Origin of the sequence: Micromonospora sp. NBC_00898 (genome assembly GCF_045207895.1) — a bacterium.
Taxonomy (GTDB): domain Bacteria; phylum Actinomycetota; class Actinomycetes; order Mycobacteriales; family Micromonosporaceae; genus Micromonospora.
This window is the reverse complement of the sequence record NZ_CP108775.1, coordinates 1757296-1779664: the sequence shown is the minus strand read 5'-3', so window position 1 is coordinate 1779664 and position 22369 is coordinate 1757296. Positions and strand designations below refer to the sequence as shown.

The window sequence follows — 22369 nt, the reverse complement described above, 5'->3', positions numbered from 1 at the left end:
CCGGCGCCGGGCCCGGTCACCGGCGGGGCGCCGGGCCGCTGGACCGCCGGACGGTCAGGTGCGTCGGCAGCAGCTGGGTGCGGCGGGAGGTCTTCTCCCCCAGGTCGTCCAGCTGCTCCAGCAGCATCGACACCGCCATCCGGCCGGCCTGCTCGATCGGCGCCGTGAGCGTGGTCAGCGGGGGGCTGCAGAAGTCGGCGCCGAAGATGTCGTCGCAGCCCACCACGCTGATCTCAGTCGGGACGTCGATGCCGCGCTCGGCCAGCCGGTGCAGGATGCCGATCGCGAGCAGGTCGTTGAAGGTGACACAGGCGGTGGCGCCGGTGTTCAGCAGCGCGTCCGCGGCGGCCGACCCGGACCGGCGGGACGCGCCGAACGGCCCGACCCGGATCCCCGTCAGGCCGTGCCGGGCCATCGCGCTGCGCAGCGCCCGCCAGCGGGCCTCGTTCGCCCAGGAGAACGGCGGCCCGGCGACGTAGGCGATCTGCCGGTGGCCCAGCGAGACCAGGTGCTCGACGGCCTGCATGATGCCGTCCGGGCTGTCGATGACGACGCTGCGCACCCCGGGGACGTTGCGGTTGATGGTGATCACCGGCAGCTCGGCGGCGACGGCGGTGAGCGTCTTCTCGGGCAGGCGGGAGGCGGCGAGGATCACCCCGTCGACCGAGCGCCGCACCTTGCCCAGCAGGTCGTTCTCCAGCTCGGGTGAGTCCTCGGTGTCGACGAGCAGCAGGGCCAGGCCGGCGGCGCGCAGTTGCTGCTGCGCGCCGCGGATGAGGCCGAAGTAGAACGGGTTGGTGGCGTCCGAGACGAGCAGGGCGACCGTGTCCGTACGCCCCGACGACAGCGCCCGTGCCTGGGTGTTGGGCACGTAGTTCAGGTCGCGGGCGGCGGCCTGGATCCGTTCGCGGGTCACCCGGTTGACCCGGTCGGGCCGGCTGAGCGCCCGGGACACGGTGGAGGCGGCGACGCCGGTGAGGGCGGCGATGTCGTTGATGGTCACGCGGCCGTCCCGGCGCGTGGCGGTGCCCGGGGCGGGCGCACCTTCGGGGGTCATGCGGATCAGCAGAGCACGACATGGCAATTAATGGCAACCGATTGCCGCCCGGTTTCCACGGTTGTTACGGTCCCACGCACGTTCACCGGCGGGGGCGACCCCCCGGGCACCTGGCGATGTGTATCCACACCCTCCTTTCCGGACACCACCACCCAAGGAGCACAGATGAACGCCACCCGTGCACTTCTCGCGGCGGCCCTCGCCGCCACGACCGCCATACCCCTCACCGCCTGCGGCTCCGGTAGCGCCGCCGACACACCGAAGTCCCTCAACGTGCTCGTCGGGGCGAACGCGGTCTACCCCACCGAGCAGAAGCAGTGGTTCGCCGACGTCTCGGCGAAGTTCCAGCAGCAGACCGGGACGACGGTCACCTTCGAGACCTTCGCCAGCCCCACGGACGAGCTCACCAAGATCCAGACGTCGATGCTCTCCGGCCAGGGGCCGGACATCTACGCGCTCGGCACCACGTTCACCCCGACGGCGTTCTCCACCGGCGCCTTCGTCAACCTGACCGCCGACGACTGGACGAAGATCGGCGGCCGGGACCGGTTCCTGCCGGCGACCCTGGGCATCTCCGGGCCGGACGCCACCCACGAGGTCGGCATTCCGTTCGTCAGCCGCCCGTTCGTGATGGCGTACAACAAGGAGCTGCTCGCCGCCGCAGGCATCGACAAGCCCGCCGCGACCTGGGACGGCCTGCTCCAGCAGGCCAAGAGCCTGACCAAGGACGGCAGGTACGGCCTGGCGATCGGCTACGGGGACACCTACGACCCGTGGAAGTTCATCTGGGCGATGAGCGTCCAGGCCGGCAACCCGCTGGTCGAGAACGGCAAGGCGCGGCTGACCGATCCGACGACGGTCAAGGCGTACCAGACGTACCTCGGCTGGCTCGCCACCGACAAGGTCGTCGACCCGGCCGCGACCGGTTGGAAGAACGCCCAGGCGCTCGCCGCGTTCGGCGCCGGCAAGGCCGCGTTCCTGCCGATGGTCTCCGCGAGCTCGAAGGTCACCCTGGACAAGTCCGCCGTCGCCGGCAAGTACGGCTACGCGCTCATGCCGACCGTCCCGCCGGGCGCCACCGCCCTGCCCGCCGGCGGCGTCGCCGCCACCAGCATCCTCTCCGGCGACAACCTGGTGATCGCCAAGTACAGCAAGAACAAGGACCTGGCCCTGCGCCTGGTCAACCTGCTCACCAGCGCCGAGTCGCAGGAGGCCTACTACAAGACCTTCGGCGAGCTGCCGACGAACGCCGAGCTGGCGAAGACTCTCGTCAGCGACCCCGCGCTCGCGGCGATCGTGGACTCCGCGTCGAAGGCGCACGGCACGCCGTTCAACGGCGGCTGGAGCAAGGTCCAGCTGGCGCTGGTCAACGTGGTCGTCCAGTCGGTGCCGAACCTCGCCGCCGGCAAGGTCGACGACAAGGCCCTCAACGCGCTGCTCACCCAGGCCCAGTCCGACGCGCAGGCCGCATTGGACAAGGCGAAGTAGATGTCCGTCACCGATTCCGTGACGGCGGACGCCCCGGGTGCCGGCGACCTTCGCCGGCCCGGGGTGACCCGCCCGGCGCGGCGGCGCCGCCGCGCCGGCTCCACCGCCGGCTCGAGAGCCGCGCTCTGGCTGCTCGCGCCGGGCGGCGTGCTCACCGCGGCCGTCATCGTCGTGCCGTTCGCCGTCGCGATCGTCATGTCGCTGCTCGACCTGGACCAGTACACGTTCCGGCAGTGGCTGTCCGCGCCGTTCATCGGCATCGGCAACTACGTCGAGGCGCTGACGAAGACGAACCTGCTGCACGGGATCTGGGTGAGCGGATCCGCGGCGGTCGTCGCGACGCTCGTCGCGCTGCCGCTGGGCGTGGCCGCCGCGCTGACCACGCACCTGCCGTTCCGCGGCCGGGCGCTGGTCCGGTCGCTCTACCTCATCCCGTACGTGCTGCCGGCCTTCGTCGTCGGCATCATCTGGCGGATCATCCTCCAGCCCGACGGCGTCGCCAACCACGGCCTCGCAGGGCTGGGCATCGACGGCGGGCTGTGGCTCAACGGGCCGAAGAGCTACCTCGCCCTGCTCCTCGTGCAGGCCTGGTCGTCCTGGCCGCTGATCTACCTGCTCACCCTCTCCGGGTTGCAGAGCGTCGACGACAGCCTGCACGAGGCGGCGGCGCTCGACGGCGCGGAGTGGCTGGCGAAGCTGCGGTACGTCATCTTCCCGCTGCTGCGCGGCCCGGTCTCGCTCGCCGTGATCATCTCGCTGCTGCACATGTTCAACAGCTTCACCCTGCCGTTCGTGATGTTCGGCGTGCCCAGCCCGCAGGACGTGGAGGTGCTGCCGGTGCTGACCTACGTGGAGAGCTTCCAGAACCTGCGCTTCGGCCTGAGCGCGGCGATGGCCGTGATCTCGCTCGTGCTGATCCTGGTCCCGCTGCTGGTCTACCTGCGCACCGTCAGACTCGACACCCAGGAGGCCTCCGCATGAACCCGGTGCTGCGTCTGCTGCCGCGACCGCTCCAGGCCGCCCTGACGGTGCTCCTGCTCGCCATCGTCGCCGCGCCGGTCGGTTACGTCGTCCTCGCCTCGGTCAACACCGACCTCGCCGTCGCGGCCGGCGAATTCTGGCCGAAGCAGCTCACCCTCGCCAACTACCGCCAGATCTGGTCGACCGTCCCGCTCGGCCGGGGGCTGGCCAACAGCCTGCTCGTCGCCGGCACGGTGGCGGTGGCCTGCGCGCTGGTCGGTGTCTTCTCCGCGTACGTGCTGGTGCGGTACGCGTTCCGGGGCCGGCGCACCGTCCTGCGCGCGCTGCTCGGCATGCAGTCGATCCCGGGCACGCTGCTGCTGCTGCCGGTCTTCGTGCTCTTCGCGACGATCGGCGACACGCTGGGCGTGGCCACCATCGGCACCCGCTGGTCGCTGTTCGTCACCTACCTCACCTTCGGGCTGCCGTTCGCCACCTGGATCATGGTCACCTACCTGCGGGGGTTGCCCGGCGAGCTGATGGAGGCGGCGCGCATCGACGGCGCCGGGACCTGGCAGATCCTCAGCCGCATCGTGATCCCGCTGAGCTGGCCGGGCCTGGTCGTCGCCGCGATCTTCTCGTTCCTGCTCGGGTGGAACGACGTACTGTTCGCCTCCGTCATGACGAACGTCGACACCCGCACGGCGGCGGTCGTGCTCCAGGTCTTCGGCACCTCCCAGGAGGGCGGGGCGATCCCGCCGTACGGGCAGGCGATGGCGGCGGCGCTGGTCTGCGCGCTGCCGGTCGTCACGCTCTACCTCGCCTTCCAGCGCTACATCGTCGGCGGCCTGACGGCGGGAGGCGTGAAGTGACGACCTGGACCCTCTCCGGCTTCGGCGACGAGATCGATCCCGACCCGGCCGTGCAGCTCGCCGTGCTCGCCGCCCTGGGCGCCCGCCACATCGAGGTGCGCAGCGCGTGGGGCACCAACATCGTCGAGCTGACCGACGCCCAACTGGATGCCCTCGCGGCGGCCGTCGACGCGCGCGGGATGGCGGTCTCGGCCATCGCGTCGCCCATCGGCAAGGTCGACGTGACCACCGAGGACGGCGGCGAACTCGCCCGGCTGCGCGCCGCCGTGTCGGCCGCGCACCGCCTCGGCAGCCGGTACGTCCGGATCTTCTCGTTCTACCGCCCGGCCGGGGTGGCCCCGGCCGAGATCCGCGACGCCGTCCTGGCGCGGATGCGGGCCTTCGCCCGGCTCGCCGAGGAGTCGGACGTCGTGCTGCTGCACGAGAACGAGAAGGACATCTACGGCGACGTGCCGGCGCGGGTCGCCGACCTCGTCGAGTCCGTCGACTCGCCCGCGCTCCGCGTCGCCTGGGACAACGCCAACTTCGTGCAGGTCGGGGTGCGGCCCTACGACGACGGGTACGCGCTGCTGCGCCCCCACCTGGAATACCTGCAGGTCAAGGACGCGCTCGCGGCCACCGGCGAGGTCGTCCCGGCCGGCCACGGCGACGGCCAGCTGCACCGGACCCTCGCCGCGCTGGGCGACGACGGCTACGCCGGGTTCGCCTCCCTCGAACCGCACCTCGCCAGCCAGCACGATCTCGGCGGGTTCTCCGGCCCCGCCGAGTTCGGCCGGGCGGCGCGCGCGTTCGCGGACCTCACCACCTCGATAGGAGTGCATCTGCAATGACCGGACTCAACGTCGTCATCGTGGGCAGCGGCGTGATCGCCCGTACCCACGCCGGGGCGATCCTGCGCCACCCCGACCTGCGCCTGGTCGCGCTCGCCGACCCGGACCCGCAGGCCAACGACCGGCTCGCCGGGTGGGTCGGCGAGCAGGGCGCCCCGACGCCGGCCCGGTACGCCTCGCTCGGCGAGGCCCTCGCCGCCGAGGCGGCCGACCTGGTGGTGGTCTGCACCCCCAGCGGCACGCACGCCGACCTCGCCGAGGAGGCCCTCGCGGCCGGCGCGCACGTGCTCGTCGAGAAGCCCCTCGACGCCTCCCTGCCGGCGGCCCGGCGCATCGCCCGGGCCGCCGCGGACGCCGAGGCGGCCGGTCAGGTCTGCGCGGTGATCTGCCAGCACCGGTTCGACCCGGCCAGCGTCGCGGTCGCCACCCGAGTGCGGGCCGGTGACCTCGGGCGGGTCACCTCGGCGGTGGCCAGCGTGCCGTGGTGGCGGGGCCAGCGGTACTACGACTCGGCCGGCTGGCGCGGCACCTGGGCGCAGGACGGCGGCGGCGCCACCATGAACCAGGGCGTGCACACCGTCGACCTGCTGGTGTGGCTGCTCGGCCGGCCCGCGGAGGTGTTCGCCTACACCGGCGTCCTCGCCCACGAGGGGATCGAGGTGGAGGACGTCGCGACGGCGACGATCCGGTTCACCGACGGGGCACTCGCCGTGCTGCACGCCACCACCGCGGCGTACCCGGGTCTCGGGGTGCGGTTGCAGGTGCACGGCTCGCAGGGGTCCGCGGTGCTTCACGACGACCAGCTGGAGTACCTGCACACGGCCGGCGGCCCCGACCCGTCCGCGTACGCCGACGGGCCGGACCAGTCCGGCGACGCGGTGCCCGCGGCGGAGCTGCGCGGCGCGCCGAAGCCCGACGACGCTTTCGTCACCGGCCACCTGCGGCAGTACCACGACACGGTCGACGCGATCCGCGCCGGCCGCCGGCCGGGAGTCACCGCCGCCGACGCGCTGCTCGACGTCGCCGTGGTGAAGGCGGTCTACCTCTCGGCGCACCTGCACCGCCCGGTGTCGGTGCCGGCGGTGCTCGCCGGCGACTTCGACGACGTGCTCGCCACCATCGAGAGCACCGCCGCCGCGGCGGCCGTGCCGGCGCAGGTGGCGCGATGAGGTGGTCGGTGTTCACCGCCTCCACCCCGGACTGGACGCCGGAGGAGGCGGTCGCGCAGCTGGCCGCGCAGGGCTGGGACGGCATCGAGTGGCGGGTCACGGACCAGGAGCCGGCGCAACCGCCCGGGTTCTGGGCGGGCAACCGGGCCACCGTGCCGCTGACCGGGCTGGAGGGCGAGCTGCCCCGGATCGCCGCGATCACCCGCGACGCGGGCCTGGCGCTGTCCGGCCTCGGCGCGTACGCGCCGGCGTCCGACCAGGCCGACGTCGAGCGGGTGCTGGCCGCCGCGGCCACGCTCGGGGCGGGCCGGGTCCGGGTGACCATGCCGCAGCTGGGCAGCGGCGACTACCGGGAGCTGATGGACCGGACCCGCCGGGACATGGCGTGGGTCGCCGGGCGTGCGGCCGAGCACGGGGTGACCGCGCTGGTCGAGCTGCACCACCGCACCATCGTCGCGTCCGCGTCCGCGGCGATGCGGCTGCTCGACGGCCTGCCGCCCCAGCAGGTCGGGGTCATCCACGACATCGGCAACCTGGCCATCGAGGGGTTCGAGGATCCGCTGGCCGGTTTCCAGCTGCTCGGCCCGTACCTGGCCCACGTGCACGTCAAGAACGTCGCGTGGCGGGTGACCGGCACCCGGGTTGACGGCGGACCGCGCTGGTCGGCCGAGTGGGCGCCGCTGCGCGAGGGGCAGGCCGACCTGGAAGCCTACCTCGGCGCGCTGCGCCGGTTCGGGTACGACGGGTGGGTGACCGTCGAGGACTTCTCCACCGCCTCGCCGCTGGCCGAGCGCACCCGGGACAACCTGGCCTACCTGCGGGAGTTGGACCGGCGCGTCCGCGCGGAGCAGGCGTGACGCCGGCCCGCCCGGCGGGCCGGCCGCCCGGCCCCGGGTGCGTGATCGTGATGGGGGTCAGCGGCAGCGGCAAGTCCGCGGTCGGCGCGGCGCTCGCCGACGCGCTCGGCCTGCCGTTCGCCGACGGCGACGACTTCCACCCGGCACGCAACGTGGCGAAGATGTCGGCCGGCCAGCCACTCGGCGACACCGACCGGTGGCCGTGGCTGGACGCGATCGGCGGGCTGATCGACCGGTGGCGCGCCGCCGGCCAGGGCGGGGTGGTCGCCTGCTCCGCGCTGCGGCGGTCCTACCGGGACCGGCTCCGGGCCGGGCGACCGCCGGTGAGGTTCGCGTTCCTGGACGTACCCCGCTCGGTCCTGGTCGCCCGGCTCGCCGACCGGCCCGGGCACTTCATGCCCGCGTCGCTGCTGGACAGCCAACTCGCCACGCTCGAACCGCCGGCGGCCGACGAACCGGCCGTCCGGGTGCCCGTCGACGCGGCGACCACCGTCGCGGAGGTGGTGCGGACGATCACTGCACGCCCCGCGGTCGCGGCCCAGCCGGTGAGCGGACCCGGGTCGGTACATCGGTGACGAACGGGATGAACGTCCTCCTCGTCGTACCGAACACCGCCGCCTTCCCACCGTCGCCACCTGCATTCCCGTGCCCACGGCACAGCCACCCCGGCGAGGAGGTCGGATACCTCATCCAGGGCGACATCGTGATGGAGTTCGACGACCGCCCCGCGCTCACGGTGCACTCCGGCGAGCCGTTCCTGATCCCACCCGGGGCCATCCACAACGCCCGCAACATCGGCACCGTCGAGCCGCGGATGCTCTCCTCGTACTTCGTCGACGACAGCCGGCCCCTGGTGACCATATACTGACCAACGGCCGCCGGGACCGCCGCGGCGTGACTGGCCCGGGCCCGCTCGGGTAGTCATCCTCGTGACCAGCGCGCGGATCGGGGACCACGGCTTCCTGGCGGACGGCCGCAGCGCGGCCCTGGTCGACCTCGCCGGCTCCGTGAACTGGTGGTGCCCCGCCCGCTTCGACGGCCCCGCCGTGTTCGGGCGGATCCTCGACGACGACGCCGGGCACTGGGTGATCCAGCCCGAGGCCGACTTCGCCACCGACCGCGCCTACCTGACCGACTCGTTGGTGCTGCGTACCGTCTTCACCACCGCGACCGGCGCGGTGGCGGTGACCGACGCCCTGGCGTTGGAGCCGGGCGCCCGGGGCCACGACATCGGTCGCTCATCGCCCCGGGTGCTGGCCCGGGTGGTCCGGGGCCTGGCCGGCGAGGTCCGGATGCGGCTGCGCTACCGGCCCCGGTTCGAGTACGGCCGGGTGACCGCCCGCCTGCGCCGGGAGGACGGGCGGCTGGTCGCCACGGCCGGCGCGACCCGGCTCGACCTGCGCGCCGACGCGGAGCTGAGCTGCGAACCCGCCGAGGCCCGCGGGTCGTTCACCGTCCGCGCCGGCGAGGTCCGGCAGTTCACCCTCGGGTACGCGCCGGCCTACGACGCGGCCGCACCGGCCCCGCTCGACGCCGATCAGGTGATCGACAACGCGGTCGCCGGCTGGCGGTCCTGGCTGGCGCTGCACGAGTACGACGGCCTCTACCGGGAGCGAGTGCGGCACAGCGCCCTGGTGGTGCAGGGCCTGACGTACCGGCCGAGCGGCGCGGTGGTGGCCGCGGTGAGCACGTCCCTGCCGGAGAAGCTGGGCGGCGAGCGGAACTACGACTACCGCTTCGTGTGGGTCCGGGACTTCAGCCTCACGCTGGAGGCGCTGTCGCGGGCGGCCTGCAGCGACGAGGTGGACCGGCAGTTCGAGTGGATGGCCCGCTCGATGGGCGTCATCGACGACGGCCCGGTGCCGATCATGTACGGCGTGGAGGGCGAACGGGACCTCACCGAGCACCACCTCGACCACCTCACCGGGTACGCCGGCAGCCGGCCGGTGCTGATCGGCAACGACGCGTGGCGGCAGCGGCAGACCGACGTGGTCGGCGAGATCCTCGGGGCGGCCTGGATGATGCGGGACCGTCTCGACCCGCTCCGGCCGGACGTCCGGCAACTGCTCCGCGCGATGGCCGACCGGGCCGCGCACGACTGGCGCCTGCCGGACGCCGGCATGTGGGAGGCACGCGACGCCGAGCGCCACTACGTGTCGTCGAAGGTGCAGTGCTGGGCGGCCCTGGATCGGGCGGTCCGGTTCGGCTCCCGGCTGGCCGAGCCGGCGGAGGTCGCGCGCTGGGCGGTGGCCCGCGACGAGGTGCGGGCGGCGATCCTGGCCGAGGCGTGGAGCGAGCGGGCCGGGGCGTTCACCGGCGTGTTCGGCTCCGACGACCTCGACGCCTCGGTCCTGCTGATGCCGCTGGTCGGCTTCCTGCCCGCGACCGACCCGCGGATGCGCTCGACCGTGCGGGCCGTCCGTGAGCGGCTCGCCGACGGCGACCTGCTCCGCCGCTGGGACGGCGACCCGGCCGGCTTCGTCATCTGCTCGTTCTGGCTGGTGGGCTGCCTGGCGATGGCCGGCGAACGCGAGCACGCCGGGGAACTGTTCGAGCGGCTCGCCGACCGGGCCAACGACGTGGGCCTGCTCGCCGAGCAGATCGACCCGCGCACCGGCGAACCGCTGGGCAACTTTCCCCAGGCGTTCTCGCACATCGGCCTGATCAACGCGGCGGGCGGCCTCAGCGACCTCGACGCCGGACACCGCGTGCTGCCGCCCGCACCGGACCGCCGGATTCCCGTGGACAAGTGGAGCTGAGCCGGGCGCGACCGCCGCCACCGTCTCCCGCCCGGCACGGCCGAACCGGTGCCGTCGTGCCAGGGAACCGGATCGCGGCGGGCCGGTCGGGGCGGGCTGGTCGTAGGCCGCGCGTGGCGGCGCACCGGGACGATGTCGAGGCCGGCTCAGGCGATCACGGGGGGAACCGCCTGAGCCGGCGCGCCAAATCTACACCCGCCACGACGGGAGCGCTGCCCCGCTTGTGCCGTGCCCGCCGCGGTGGCGCTGCCCCGCCGGGTCGTACCGACGGGCGGATCAGGCCGGCGACGGCGGGAGGGCGTCGAGGACGCCGGTGCTGCGCAGGGTACGGGCGACGGCCCCACCCCGGTTGACGCCGGGTGGGCGGGACTCATCGCTCGTGGTCCTCCGCGGGCTCGGCGGGGCGGGGTGCGGCGGTGACGGCGCCGCCGTCCGGGCCGCCGGTGGGCGTCAGGCAGACGGTGACGGTGGCGGTCATCCCGTGCAGCCCGCTGGCCAGGATCAGCCCCTCGGCCAGCTGGTGGGCCAGCCACAGGCCTCGGCCGCCGGCGACGTCGACGGCGGGCAGCCGCACGGGCAGGCGGCCGGGGGCGGCACCGTGGTCACTGACCTCGCAGATCAGCACGTCGTCCTGGCGGCGGAGGTCGAGGTGGCCAGCGCCGCCGCCGTGCCGTACCGCGTTGGTGACCAGCTCGTGCACGGCGAGGACGAAATCGTAGCCGGCGTCGCCGGCGAGACCCGCGCCGGTCACCGCGGCCGCCAGCCGGTGGCGCAGGGCGGTGACGGTGCCGGCGGCGAAGTCCTCGGACAGCAGAGGAACCCTGGCCGGCACCCGAGTCGGATGACTCGGGTCGGGCGGCACGGGATCCTCGGTCACGGTAGGAGGCTACACATCGGTGGAAACGCCGCGACCGTTGCCAAAAAGCAACTACGCGCAGGTCGGGAGGCATACCGAGCCACTTCCGACCCGGGCGTGGCGCGGCCTCGACGTGCCCGATGCGACAGCCGTCCCCTGCCTGCCGCCGGCGCCGGGGAGCTCGCTGCCGCCCCTGTTCCATCGGAGGCGGCAGCAAGCTGTCCGCAGGTGTCAACTCAGCTCGCGCCGGCCCTCGTCGGTCGCTCCCGGTCGAGGCGTACCTCCTAGGTGGCCTCGAGATGAAGAGGTAGGACCAGCGCGGAAGAGACCGCCAGCTCCCGGTCGAGCGCCTCGTCGCGGGGGACGAAGACCATTGCCCGGCCCTCGCCCAGCACCACGTCCTCCTGGCCTGCGTCGGTGGTGCCGCGGAAGGCGTAGACCGTGACCGTGTGCGGGAAGCCCTCCTCATACGGGCGTGGGCCGGTCCAGAGGGAGTGCAGCTCGCCCACGGTCAGGCCGGTTTCCTCCAGCAGTTCCCGCCGGGCGGCCTCCTGCGGCGTCTCACCGGGTTCGATGCGGCCGCCGGGCAGACTCCACTGGTTCGGCGAGACCGGTGTGTGCTCGTCGCGGTGCTGCAGGAGGACCGCGCCCGAGGGGTTGACGAGCAGGACGAGCGCCACGTCATAGCTGGCCACCGCGAAATCATGCCATGCCGGATCCGTGGAGGAGGGCCACCATCTGGCCTCGGTCGTCGGCGCGCCGTCGTCGTACCAGTCGCCCACCGCGATGAAGGCCTCCGGCGCTGGCAACGCCGTAATCCCACCTACGCAGACTGACTACATCGATGGATGACCAGCCACCAATACATGATCAACAGGACAGAGGGCTGCATCCGTGACCGGCCGGGGTCCCCACAGGACCTCAGGGGTTAAAGATCAAGCTAGTCGCTGACGCTGACCTCGACCGGGCCGACGCGCAGCGTACCGTCGTTCAGGGGGACGCAGCGGACACCGCCGCGTCGCCGCAGCGCCCGCCACGCACCGGGTCCGATGGCGGTGTCCATCCATGCGCACGGGTTCGCCGGGCGGCGGACCCGCAGGCTGACCGGCCCCTGCCCGGAGTCCAGGCTCAGCACGGAGCCGATCAGCTCGTCCACGGCGATGCCGGCGGTGAGGACGTTGCGGCGGACCTGCGTCAGGTCGACGCCGGGCGGCAGCGACTCCTGCGCGATCACGGTCACGCTCGCGTCGCGGTGTGCCGGCTTGCCGAAGTACCGGTCGCCGACGATGCCGAGGCCGGCGCGGACGTGGATCTCCGCCATTAACTCACCGGGCGGCACCGGCACCGGGCCGTCCGCGGGCCGGCCCACGTAGCGGTGCACGGGCGAGGCCAGCAACTGCACGATCCGCGGCATGCCAGCGATTCTAGGGACCGGTCAGGCACCGCCGGGGCGTCTTCAACCCGCTGACCAGGACACAGCAGCGGCACCTGCGCGAGGCCGGACGCCGCATCATGGGCGCCGTCGACCCCGACGACTCCTGCCCCACCAACCGACCGAGCTGACGGCAGCGCGGAGGCCGCCTTCCGGTCAGCTCGTCGAGCCGTTTTCCGCCGTGGTGACCCGCGCCCGTACCGCCTCGGGGTGGCCCGTACCGGCGCGGCGGTGACGGGACCGGAGCAACTGGATGCCGATCGGCAGCACGGAGACCAGCACGATGAACTCGATGTTGGACTTGACGAAGGCGATCTGACCCAGGAAGTAGCCCAGCACGGTGACGCCGATGCCCCACAGCGCCCCGCCCAGCACGTTGTAGATCAGGAACGTCCGGTACCGCATCCGGCTCACCCCGGCGATGATCGGCGTGAACGTCCGCACGACCGGCACGAACCGGGCCAGCACGATCGAACGGGCCCCGTACCTGGCGAAGAAGTCGTTGGCCCGTTGCACGTTCTCCTGCTTGAACAGCCGCGAGTTGGGCCGGCGGAACAGGCTCGGGCCGACCCGCTTGCCGAACAGGTAGCCCACCTGGTCCCCGGCGATCGCGGCGACGGCCACCAGCAGGCAGACCAGCCAGAGCGGCTGCTGCAGGTAGCGGCCGTCGGCGACGAGCAGCCCGGCGGTGAACAGCAGCGAGTCACCGGGGAAGAAGAACCCGACCAGCAGGCCTGACTCGGCGAAGACGATGGCGAGGATGCCGATCAACCCGAAGGTGCTGATCAGCCACTCCGGATCGAGGAAACCGGGACCCGCGGCCGGCAGAGCCAGGGACGTCGACACCAGGGGACCTCCAAGCAGGGACGGCGGTCCGGGACGCGGGCCGACGGGGGTACGGACGGACGGTGGCCGGACAGAACACCCTGTCCACGCCCCGGGCGGATCCGACGCGCTGCCCGGCACCCACACCGCTACCCGCCATCACCAGGGCAGAAACGCGGCGCCCGGGAAGGCCTGCGCCGGGTGCGCTCCGCCCGCCGGGCGACATCCACCGTCACGGATGCGGCGGGGCCGCCGGACGGCCCTCGGGTCGGTACGATCACCGTGCCGTTCCCACAGCCCCTGGAGGTCGCGGTGACCGACACCACGCAGTCGCTCGGCTCGGACGGACGGACCCGGGCGGAGGACACCTCACCCTCGGCGCGGATTGACCCGACGGTGCCGCACGCCGCCCGCCGCTACGACTACTGGCTCGGCGGCAAGGACAACTTCGCCGCGGACCGCGAGTCCGGCGACGCGGTGGCCGCCGCGTACCCGGCGATCCGCACCACCGTGATCGAGAACCGGCGGTTCATGCAGCGGGTCACCCGCCACCTCGCCGAGCAGGCCGACATCCGGCAGTTCCTCGACATCGGCACCGGCATCCCGACCAGCCCGAACATGCACGAGGTCGCCCAGCGCGTCGCGCCGGAGTCGCGGGTCGTCTACGTCGACAACGACCCGATCGTGCTGGCGCACGCCCGCGCCCTGCTGACCAGCGCGCCCGACGGCGCCACCGCCTACGTCGACGCCGACCTGCGCGACCCCGAGCGGATCCTGGGGCATCCCGACCTGCGGGCGACGCTCGACCTGAGCCGGCCCGTCGCGCTGATGCTGGTCGCCATCCTGCACTTCCTCCCCGACAGCGCCGACCCGTACGGGGTGACCCGCCGGTTGGTGGAGGCCATACCCTCCGGCAGCTACCTGGTGGTCTCCCACGCCACCACGGATCTGGTGCCACGGCACATCGCGGCCGCCGCCGCTCCGTCCGCCGCCACCAGCATGATCGACATGGCGTTCCGCACCCGCGACGAGTTCGCGGCGTTCTTCGACGGGCTCGACCTGATCCCGCCGGGCATCACCCCGGTCACCGAGTGGCGGCCGGACGACCCGGCGGAGCAGCGCACCCCCGCGGCGCAGGCCTCCATGTACGCGGCGGTGGCCCGCAAGCCCTGACCACGCCGACGGGCCACGGGCCGGCCCCGCGCCGGTCCGCCACGGTCAACCGGGATGCGCGTGGGCGAGCCGCAGTGCCGGCGGCGGGTGAGTGCGCGAGCCCGCGAACATCCGGGGGATGCCCGGCGGGCGCCGCCATGATCACGACCCGCCTCCGGGACACCGGGTCCCCGAGGCGGGCGGCGGTCCGGCGTCAGCTGGTGAGCCACCGGTGGATGCAGTGCAGCAGGTCGTCGGCGTCGACCGGCTTGGTGACGTAGTCGCTGGCGCCGGAGGAGATGCTCTTCTCCCGGTCGCCGTGCATGGCCTTCGCGGTGACGGCGATGATCGGCAACTCGGCGTAGCGGGGCATCGCGCGGATGGCGGCGGTGGCGGCGTACCCGTCCATCTCCGGCATCATCACGTCCATCAGGACGAGGTCGATGTCGTCGTGGCGCATCAACGTCTCGACGCCCTTGCGGCCGTTCTCGGCGTAGTCCACGTCGATGCCGTGCAGCTCCAGGATGTTGGTCAGGGCGAAGACATTGCGGGCGTCATCGTCGACGACGAGGACCTTGCGGCCGGTCAGCGCCGTGGCGAGCGGATCGCTTCCGGGCAGCCGGGCGGCGGTCGACTTGGCGAACGGCACGACCCGTTCCGGGCTGTCCGCCGTCAGGTGCAGCGCGATCCGCTCGCGCAGCTCGTCGAGGCTGCTCAGGACCTCCAACGGCCGGTCCTGACCCAGCGCCAGCAGCAGGGTCTCCTGCCCGTGGGTCAGCGGTTGCCCGTGGTAGACCAGCACGGGCACGCCGCGCAGGTCCGCGTTGTCGTTCAGCGCCTTCAGCAGGACGGTGCCGCTGTCGTCCGACGCGTCGAGGCGCAGCACCAGAAGGCGGTGGCGGTGCGCGGTGAGCGCCTCCACCGCCGAGACGGCGTCCACCGCCGTGGCCACCTCGACCGGGCTGCCGGTCTCCGCGGCGACGGCCTGCGCCAGCAACGTGAGCAGACCCTTGTCGTGGGATTCGAGCACCAGCAGCCGCCGGGACTCCACCCATCGGTGGGTGCCCGGCTCCCGCGCGACGGCCGGGTGGCCGCCGACCGCGACGGAGGTGGTGTCGGACGCCAGCGGGCCGGTGGCGGTGACCGGCAGGTAGAGGGTGAAGGTGCTGCCCTGACCGAGGACGCTCTGCGCGGTGATCTGACCGCCGAGCAGCTGGGCGATCTCCCGGCTGATGGACAGCCCGAGGCCGGTGCCGCCGTACCGTCGGCTGGTGGTGCCGTCGGCCTGCTGGAAGGCGTCGAAGATGGCCGTCAGGTGCTGCTCGGCGATGCCGATGCCGGTGTCGATGACCCGGAACGCGACGATCGGCTCCTCCCCCAATTCGACGCCGGCGGGCAGCTCGTCCGGCCGGGCCCGCTCGATGCGCAGCTGCACCCGGCCCTGCTCGGTGAACTTGACCGCGTTGGACACCAGGTTCCGCAGCACCTGCCGCAGCCGCTGCTCGTCGGTGTGCAGCTGGATGGGGACGTCCGGGCCGGTGACGATGTCCAGCTCCAGACCGCGCGGGGTGGTCAGCGGCCGGAAGGTGGCGTCGACGTAGTCACGCAGCACCGACAGGTCGAACGTCTCCAGGTTGATGTCCATCTTGCCGGCCTCGACCTTCGACAGGTCGAGGATGTCGTTGATGAGCTGGAGCAGGTCGGTGCCGGCGGAATGGATGACGGTGGCGTACTCGACCTGCTTGCCGGTCAGGTTCCGGGTCGGGTTCTGCGCCAGCAGCTGGGCCAGGATGAGCAGCGAGTTCAGCGGCGTACGCAGCTCGTGGCTCATGTTCGCCAGGAACTCGGACTTGTACTTCGAGGCGAGCGCGAGCTGCTGGGCGCGGGCCTCCAACTCCTGGCGGGCGTGCTCGATCTCGGAGTTCTTCGTCTCGATGTCGTGGTTCTGCCGGACCAGCAGGGCCGCCTTGTCCTCCAGTTCGGCGTTGGAGCGCTGCAGCTCCTCGGAGCGGGCCTGCAGCTCCTCGGACCGGGCCTGGAGCTCGGCGGCGAGCCGCTGGGACTCGGTGAGCAGGACGTCGGTCCGGGCGTTGGCGACGATGGTGTTGACGTTGACGCCGATGGTCTCGGTGAGCTGGTCGAGGAAGTCGCGCTGGACCTCGGTGAAGCGGCTCATGCTGGCCAGCTCGATGACCCCGAGGACCTGGTCCTCGAAGAGCACGGGCAGCACCACCAGGTACAGCGGCGCGGCGGCGCCGAGGCTGGAGGAGACGGTGACGTAGTCGGCGGGTACGGCGTCGACCACGATCGCCCGCTTGCTCAGTGCGGCCTGGCCGACCAGGGTGTCGCCGAGGGCGTACCGGCGGCGGCTGGCGTCGTGGCCGTAGCCGCCGACCACCCGCAGGGCGGTCCCGTCCTGGCCCTCCTCGACCAGCAGGAACGTGCCGAGCTGCGCGGAGACCAGCGGAGCCAGCTCGTTCATCACCAGGCCGGCGACCACGTCGAGGTCCCGGTGGCCCTGCATGAGACCGGAGATGCGAGCCAGGTTGGTCTTGAGCCAGTCCTGTTCCTGGTTGGTGCGGGTGGTCTCGCGCAGCGACTCGACCATGGAGTTGATGTTGTCCTTGAGCTCACCGACCTCGCCGGGGGCGTCGACGGTGATGGACCGGGTGAGGTCGCCGGTGGCGACCGCGCTGGTCACCTCGGCGATCGCGCGTACCTGCCGGGTGGGGTTCCCGGCCAGCTCGTTGACGTTCTCGGTGAGCCGCTTCCAGGTGCCGGAGACGCCCTCGACCTCGGCCTGGCCGCCGAGGCGGCCCTCGCTGCCCACCTCGCGGGCGACGCGGGTGACCTCGGCGGCGAAGCTGGAGAGCTGGTCGACCATCGTGTTGATGGTGGTCTTCAGCTCCAGGATCTCACCGCGCGCGTCGACGTCGATCTTCCTGGTCAGGTCGCCCTGGGCCACCGCCGTGGTGACCTGGGCGATGTTGCGGACCTGGCCGGTGAGGTTGTTCGCCATCGAGTTGACGTTGTCGGTCAGGTCCTTCCAGGTGCCCGCCACGTTCGGCACCCGGGCCTGGCCACCCAGCCGGCCCTCGGTGCCCACCTCGCGGGCCACCCGGGTCACCTCGTCGGCGAAGGCGCCGAGCGTGCCGACCATCGTGTTGATGGTCTGGGCGAGGACGGCGACCTCACCCTTGGCCTCCACGGTGATCTGCCGGCTCAGGTCGCCCTGGGCGACGGCGGTGGCCACCAGCGCGATCGAGCGCACCTGGTTGGTGAGGTTGTTGGCCATTTCGTTGACGTTGTCGGTCAGGTCCTTCCAGGTGCCACCCACGTTGGACACCCTGGCCTGGCCGCCCAGCCGACCCTCGGTGCCCACCTCGCGGGCCACCCGGGTCACCTCGTCGGCGAACGCGGAGAGCTGGTCGACCATCGTGTTGATGGTCTCCTTGAGGGCGAGGATCTCGCCGCGGGCGTCCACCCGGATCTTCTGGGTCAGGTCGCCCTTGGCGACCGCGGTGGTGACCTCGGCGATGCTGCGCACCTGGGCGGTGAGGTTGTCCGCCATGACGTTCACCGACTCGGTGAGGTCCTTCCAGGTGCCGGAGACGCCCTTGACGTCGGCCTGGCCGCCGAGCCGTCCCTCGGTGCCGACCTCGCGGGCCACCCGGGTCACCTCGTCGGCGAACGACGACAGCTGGTCCACCATCGTGTTGATGGTGTTCTTCAGCTCCAGGATCTCCCCGTGCGCGGTGACGGTGATCTTCTGCGACAGGTCGCCCCGGGCCACCGCGGTGGCCACCTGGGCGATGCTGCGGACCTGGTCAGTGAGGTTGCCGGCCATCGAGTTCACCGAGTCGGTCAGGTCGCGCCAGGTGCCGGCGACGCCGCTGACCTGCGCCTGACCGCCGAGCCGGCCGTCGGTGCCGACCTCCCGGGCAACCCGGGTCACCTCGTCGGCGAACGACGACAGTTGGTCCACCATCGTGTTGATCGTGCTCTTGAGTTCCAGGATCTCGCCGCGCGCGTCAACGGTGATCTTCTGCGACAGGTCGCCCCGGGCCACGGCCGTGGTGACCTGGGCGATGTTGCGGACCTGGCTGGTCAGGTTGCCGGCCATGAAGTTCACCGAGTCGGTGAGGTCGCGCCAGGTGCCGGCGACGCCGGGCACCTCGGCCTGCCCGCCGAGCCGGCCCTCGCTGCCCACCTCCCGGGCCACCCGGGTCACCTCGTCGGCGAACGACGACAACTGGTCCACCATCGTGTTGATGGTGATCTTCAGTTCGAGGATTTCGCCCCGCACGTCGACGGTGATCTTCTGCGACAGGTCGCCCCGGGCCACCGCCGTGGCCACCTCGGCGATGTCGCGGACCTGGTCGGTGAGATTGCCGGCCATGGCGTTCACCGAGTCGGTCAAGTCCTTCCAGGTGCCGGACACCCCGGGCACCTCGGCCTGCCCGCCGAGCTGTCCCTCCGTACCGACCTCCCGGGCGACCCGGGTGACCTCGGAGGTGAACAGCGACAGCTGGTCGACCATGCCGTTGAAGACGGTGGCGATCTCGCCGAGCAGGCCGTCCGCGTCTTCCGGCAGCTGGGTGCCGAAGTCACCGTCGCGGACCGCCGTCAGGCCCGCCAGCAACTGCCGCAGGCCCGGGTCCGCCATCGGCCCGCCCGCACCCGGAGCCGCGTCGCGTCGCCGCGGGACCGTCTGTTCGACCACCACTACCGCCTCACGAGGAACAGCCGGACGGTCGGACCCGTCCGAAGCAGCATCAACTGCGAAAGTATGGACACGTGCCACGCTCCCCGCATGGTGCCGACCCGGGGCGGGGCGACCTGCCTGGGAGTTGGCGGCACAGGGAACACCGACGGGGCCGTCCCCACGGCGCGGCGGCGTCGGGGGCCGTCAGCCGCCACGCACGGCCTGATCGAGACGGCGGTGTGGTGCGCTCTTCAGACCGAGCCCGGCCTCATACCTCGGTGAGCTGGCCACGCAGCTTGGTCAGCGCCCGGGCGAGCAGCCGGGAGACGTGCATCTGGGACACCCCGACCCGCGCGGCGATCTCGCTCTGCGTCAGGTTGCCGTAGAAGCGGAGGGTGAGGATCTTCCGCTCCCGCTCGTCGAGGGTGGCCAGCGCCGGGCCGAGCGCGACCCGCAGCTCCGCGAGCTCGTACTCGCCGTCCTCCGCGCCGAGGGTGTCGGCCAGCTCGGTCGCGCTGGCGCCGTCGCCGATCGGCGTCGACAGCGAGACGGCGTTGTAGGCGCGGGCGCCTTCCAGGCCCTCCAGCACCTCTTCTTCGGTGAGGCCGAGGTGGGCGGCGACGTCGGCGACCGTGGGTGCCCGGTTCAGCGTCTGCGCCAGGGCGCCGTTGGCCTCGGAGATGCGCAACCGCAGCTCCTGCAGCCGGCGCGGAACCCGGATGTTCCAGGTGCGGTCACGGAAGTGGCGCTTGATCTCGCCCAGGATCGTCGGGATGGCGAAGCCGGCGAAATCCACCCCGCGGGAGGCGTCGAACCGGTCGACCGCCTTGATGAGGCCGAGCGCGGCGGTCTGGGCCAGATCTCCGGTCGGTTCGCCCCGGCCGCTGTAGCGCAGCGCGAGGTGGTTGGCGAGCGGCAGCCACGCCTCGATCACCTGGTCGCGCAGGCCCGGCCGGTCGGGGTGGTCCGGCGGCAGGGCGGCGAGGGCGGCGATCAGCTCGCTGGCGCGGGACTCGTCACCGTGGACCGCGGCGCGGCTGGCGTCGATCGTCGGCGCGGTGGTCGTGGTGATCATGGCGTCCATCCCTCTCCTGCGTCGGCGCGGCACCCCCAACAGGGCCGGGCGCAGGAGTCAGGCTAGACCAAAGTACGTAGCCAGATCAACCGAACGGACGATGGATAAATAGGGCAGTACTTCTCAACCGCGCTCTCCCGGTGCGACCGCGCCGGGCGACGCCGGCAGTGACGTACGGCAGGGCGGGTCGGGCCAGCCCGAGACCCCGACCGCCGGCGGGACGGCGACGGCCAGCGCGCCGAACCAGCGCCGGCCGGCCCGGAACACCTCCGGCACGACCAGCCCCGACGCGGCGGCCACCTCGTGCACCGCGACCGCGTCCAGGCGAGCCCAGCGGAACGGCCCGCTGCGGCGCAGCTCCCCGTCCGCGGAAAGGCTGGCCAGCCGGCTCCGGCCGCGCCAGAGACCGGACCCGGGCGGTTCCAGCTCCACGATGACGGTGCCGTCCGGACGGAGCAGCTCACGGCACCGGCTGAGCAGGGCGATCGGGTCGCCGCCGATGCCGATGTTGCCGTCCATCAGCAGGACGTGGGCCCAGCGGCCCTCGCCGGGCAGCGGCGCGAAGACGTCCTTGTGCAGGGCCACCGCGCCCCGGCGGCGGGTGAGGCGTACGGCCTGGGCGCAGACGTCGACGCCGACGGCGGTGTGACCGGCCCGGGTGAGCGCGAGGGTGAGCCGGCCGGGCCCACACCCGACGTCGAGGGTGGGACCGGCGCACCGGGCGACGACCGCACCGCTCGCCGGTTCCGGCGGCCCGTGCCAGCGCCTCACCGGCAGCGGGCTGCGCCGGCCGTCGCTGTGCAGCAGCCAGTGCCGGCCGGCCCGGCGGTCGAGCGCGGCGGCGAAGTCGTCCTCCCGGGTCCCGCCGCCGCCCGCCGCCGGCGCGGGCAGCTGCCCGGCGGTGCGGGCGCCGGGGGTCACGGACGGCCGCCGCGCAGCAGGGCGCGGCGCAGCGGCGCCACCGACCGGGCGAACCGGCTGTCCGGCACCTCGGCGGCGACGGCCAGCGCGTCCGGCCACTCGTCGACGTCGCGCAGCACGGACAGCGGGGCGGTGCGCAGCCCCCGGTCGCCGAGCGCCGCCATGGTGCGCGGCCCGGTCCGGGCGGTGGACATCGGCACGTCGCGCAGCGCGGCGGCGTGCCGGGCGTCCCGCAGCCCGAGGGCCCACCAGCCGCCGTCGACGGCCCGGCCGAGCACGGCGTCGGCGGCGAGCAGCCGCCGGACCGCGAAGTCCAGCCGTGCCGGGGTCACCTGCGGGGTGTCCATGCCGATCTGCAGGACCGGGCGGCCCGGCCAGGTCGCCGCCACGTCGGCGTGGGCGTTGGCCAGCCGGTCGCCGAGCCCGTCGCCGCGCTGCGGCAGGACGGTCCAGCCGGTGAGGGCCGCCGTCAGCGCCGCGGCGTCCTCCGCGTCGGCGAGCCGTCCCCCCAGGGCGAGCACGGGCGTCACCCCCGGTGTGGCGCGGACGGCGTCGAGGGTGTCATGCAGCGCGGCGGCGGCGATCCGGGCGGCCCGGACCGGGGTGGCCGGCGGACACAGCCGGGTCTTCACGGCCCCCGCCACGGGCGCCTTGGCCATCACGAGCAGGACGGTCATCGGACGCTGCGCAGCACGCCGGCGAAGTCGCGGGTGGCGCGCAGGGTGCCACGGACCGAGCCGGACACCTTGGACCGGGTGCCGGCGGCTCGGGGGGCGTAGCGGACATCAAACTCGCGGATCCGCCAGCCGGCGGCGGCGGCGCGGATCAGCAGTTCGAGCGGGTAGCCGAAGGCCCGGTCGGCGACGCCCAGGGCGAGCAGGGCGTCGCGGCGGGCCACCCGGATCGGGCTGAGGTCCCGCAGCGGTACGCCCCGACGCCGCAGCAGCGCCGCGACGAGGGCGGTCCCGGCGCGGGCGTGCCACGGCCAGACCCCGGCCCGGACGGGTCGCCGCCGCCCCACGGTCAGGTCGGCGGTGCCCCCGGCGACCGGGGCAACCAGAACGGGCAGTTCGGTCGGGTCGAAGGAGCCGTCGGCGTCGAGCACGGCGACCAGCTCCGCGTCGGCGGCCTCCAGCCCGGCGTGGACGGCCGCGCCGTAGCCCCGGCGGGGTTCGCGCACCACCAGCGCGCCGTGCCGGGCGGCGACCTCGGGCGAACCGTCCCGGGAGCCGTTGTCCACCACGATCGCCCGGTATCCGGGGGGCAGTCCGGCGAGCACCCCGGGCAGCGCGGCGGCCTCGTCCAGGCAGGGCAGCACCACGTCGATCCGCGTCGGCATACCGCCGACGCTAGGACCCGATCCGCTTGGGCGGGGACGGATCACCGGTTACCCCCGCGACCCTTCCCACGG

Annotated in this window: 20 protein-coding genes; 10 read left to right on the top strand and 10 right to left on the bottom strand. The window is 73.1% G+C overall.

Features of this window, described 5'->3' with window-relative positions; translation table 11 throughout:
* Window positions 1-16: 16 nt before the first annotated feature.
* Entirely contained in the window at window positions 17-1057 is a 1041-nt protein-coding gene (locus OG799_RS08585; RefSeq protein WP_406044512.1) for a LacI family DNA-binding transcriptional regulator, read from the bottom strand.
* A 165-nt stretch (window positions 1058-1222) separates the two neighbouring features.
* Here OG799_RS08585 and OG799_RS08580 point away from each other — a divergent pair, with 165 nt between their 5' ends.
* The 9 genes from OG799_RS08580 (at window position 1223) to OG799_RS08540 (ending at window position 9992) form a co-directional block, all read left to right on the top strand.
* Window positions 1223-2545, top strand: coding sequence for an extracellular solute-binding protein (locus OG799_RS08580; protein WP_406044511.1), 1323 nt, complete (start codon window positions 1223-1225; stop codon window positions 2543-2545).
* Complete coding sequence (locus tag OG799_RS08575; protein ID WP_406044510.1) at window positions 2546-3526, top strand: carbohydrate ABC transporter permease; 981 nt, start codon at window positions 2546-2548, stop codon at window positions 3524-3526. It begins immediately after the preceding gene.
* Window positions 3523-4377, top strand: a complete 855-nt coding sequence (locus OG799_RS08570) for a carbohydrate ABC transporter permease (RefSeq protein WP_406044509.1) — start codon at window positions 3523-3525, stop codon at window positions 4375-4377. The genes OG799_RS08575 and OG799_RS08570 overlap by 4 nt, the downstream gene beginning before the upstream one ends.
* The gene (locus OG799_RS08565; RefSeq protein ID WP_406044508.1) at window positions 4374-5207 is read left to right on the top strand and encodes a sugar phosphate isomerase/epimerase family protein; all 834 of its coding nucleotides are present in this window, start codon (window positions 4374-4376) and stop codon (window positions 5205-5207) included. The genes OG799_RS08570 and OG799_RS08565 overlap by 4 nt, the downstream gene beginning before the upstream one ends.
* Window positions 5204-6376: a Gfo/Idh/MocA family protein gene (locus OG799_RS08560; protein ID WP_406044507.1), complete on the top strand. Its 1173-nt coding sequence runs from the start codon at window positions 5204-5206 to the stop codon at window positions 6374-6376. The genes OG799_RS08565 and OG799_RS08560 overlap by 4 nt, the downstream gene beginning before the upstream one ends.
* Window positions 6373-7233, top strand: coding sequence for a sugar phosphate isomerase/epimerase family protein (locus OG799_RS08555; protein WP_406044506.1), 861 nt, complete (start codon window positions 6373-6375; stop codon window positions 7231-7233). Before OG799_RS08560 ends, OG799_RS08555 begins: the two co-directional genes overlap by 4 nt.
* Complete coding sequence (locus OG799_RS08550) at window positions 7230-7808, top strand: gluconokinase (protein ID WP_406044505.1); 579 nt, start codon at window positions 7230-7232, stop codon at window positions 7806-7808. Before OG799_RS08555 ends, OG799_RS08550 begins: the two co-directional genes overlap by 4 nt.
* Window positions 7805-8101, top strand: coding sequence for a cupin domain-containing protein (locus tag OG799_RS08545; RefSeq protein WP_406044504.1), 297 nt, complete (start codon window positions 7805-7807; stop codon window positions 8099-8101). Before OG799_RS08550 ends, OG799_RS08545 begins: the two co-directional genes overlap by 4 nt.
* 61 nt (window positions 8102-8162) lie before the next feature.
* On the top strand, window positions 8163-9992 hold the full coding sequence (locus OG799_RS08540) for a glycoside hydrolase family 15 protein (protein WP_406044503.1): 1830 nt from the start codon (window positions 8163-8165) through the stop codon (window positions 9990-9992).
* 370 nt (window positions 9993-10362) lie between these two features.
* Here the strand turns inward: OG799_RS08540 and OG799_RS08535 are convergent, their stop codons facing one another.
* The 4 genes from OG799_RS08535 to OG799_RS08520 form a co-directional block, all read right to left on the bottom strand.
* Window positions 10363-10869: an ATP-binding protein gene (locus OG799_RS08535; protein WP_406044502.1), complete on the bottom strand. Its 507-nt coding sequence runs from the start codon at window positions 10867-10869 to the stop codon at window positions 10363-10365.
* Window positions 10870-11132: 263 nt separating this feature from the next.
* Window positions 11133-11657: an NUDIX hydrolase gene (locus tag OG799_RS08530; protein WP_406044501.1), complete on the bottom strand. Its 525-nt coding sequence runs from the start codon at window positions 11655-11657 to the stop codon at window positions 11133-11135.
* 131 nt (window positions 11658-11788) lie between these two features.
* A complete protein-coding gene (locus OG799_RS08525; protein WP_406044500.1) occupies window positions 11789-12262 on the bottom strand; it encodes a molybdenum cofactor biosysynthesis protein in 474 nt (157 codons plus the stop codon).
* A 174-nt stretch (window positions 12263-12436) separates the two neighbouring features.
* Window positions 12437-13126, bottom strand: coding sequence for a DedA family protein (locus tag OG799_RS08520; protein ID WP_406044499.1), 690 nt, complete (start codon window positions 13124-13126; stop codon window positions 12437-12439).
* Between the two features lie 291 nt (window positions 13127-13417).
* Between OG799_RS08520 and OG799_RS08515 the strand changes: the two genes are divergently transcribed.
* The gene (locus OG799_RS08515) at window positions 13418-14278 is read left to right on the top strand and encodes an SAM-dependent methyltransferase (protein WP_406046243.1); all 861 of its coding nucleotides are present in this window, start codon (window positions 13418-13420) and stop codon (window positions 14276-14278) included.
* 193 nt (window positions 14279-14471) lie between these two features.
* Here OG799_RS08515 and OG799_RS08510 read toward each other — a convergent pair whose 3' ends face one another.
* The 5 genes from OG799_RS08510 to OG799_RS08490 form a co-directional block, all read right to left on the bottom strand.
* Window positions 14472-18923: a HAMP domain-containing protein gene (locus OG799_RS08510; protein WP_406044498.1), complete on the bottom strand. Its 4452-nt coding sequence runs from the start codon at window positions 18921-18923 to the stop codon at window positions 14472-14474.
* Window positions 18924-19230: 307 nt separating this feature from the next.
* Window positions 19231-20037: a SigB/SigF/SigG family RNA polymerase sigma factor gene (locus tag OG799_RS08505; protein ID WP_406044497.1), complete on the bottom strand. Its 807-nt coding sequence runs from the start codon at window positions 20035-20037 to the stop codon at window positions 19231-19233.
* Window positions 20038-20160: 123 nt separating this feature from the next.
* Window positions 20161-20958, bottom strand: a complete 798-nt coding sequence (locus OG799_RS08500) for a class I SAM-dependent methyltransferase (RefSeq protein WP_406044496.1) — start codon at window positions 20956-20958, stop codon at window positions 20161-20163.
* The gene (locus OG799_RS08495; protein WP_406044495.1) at window positions 20955-21635 is read right to left on the bottom strand and encodes a DUF2064 domain-containing protein; all 681 of its coding nucleotides are present in this window, start codon (window positions 21633-21635) and stop codon (window positions 20955-20957) included. The genes OG799_RS08500 and OG799_RS08495 overlap by 4 nt, the downstream gene beginning before the upstream one ends.
* Window positions 21632-22297, bottom strand: a complete 666-nt coding sequence (locus OG799_RS08490; RefSeq protein WP_406044494.1) for a glycosyltransferase family 2 protein — start codon at window positions 22295-22297, stop codon at window positions 21632-21634. The genes OG799_RS08495 and OG799_RS08490 overlap by 4 nt, the downstream gene beginning before the upstream one ends.
* Between the last annotated feature and the right edge of the window lie 72 nt (window positions 22298-22369).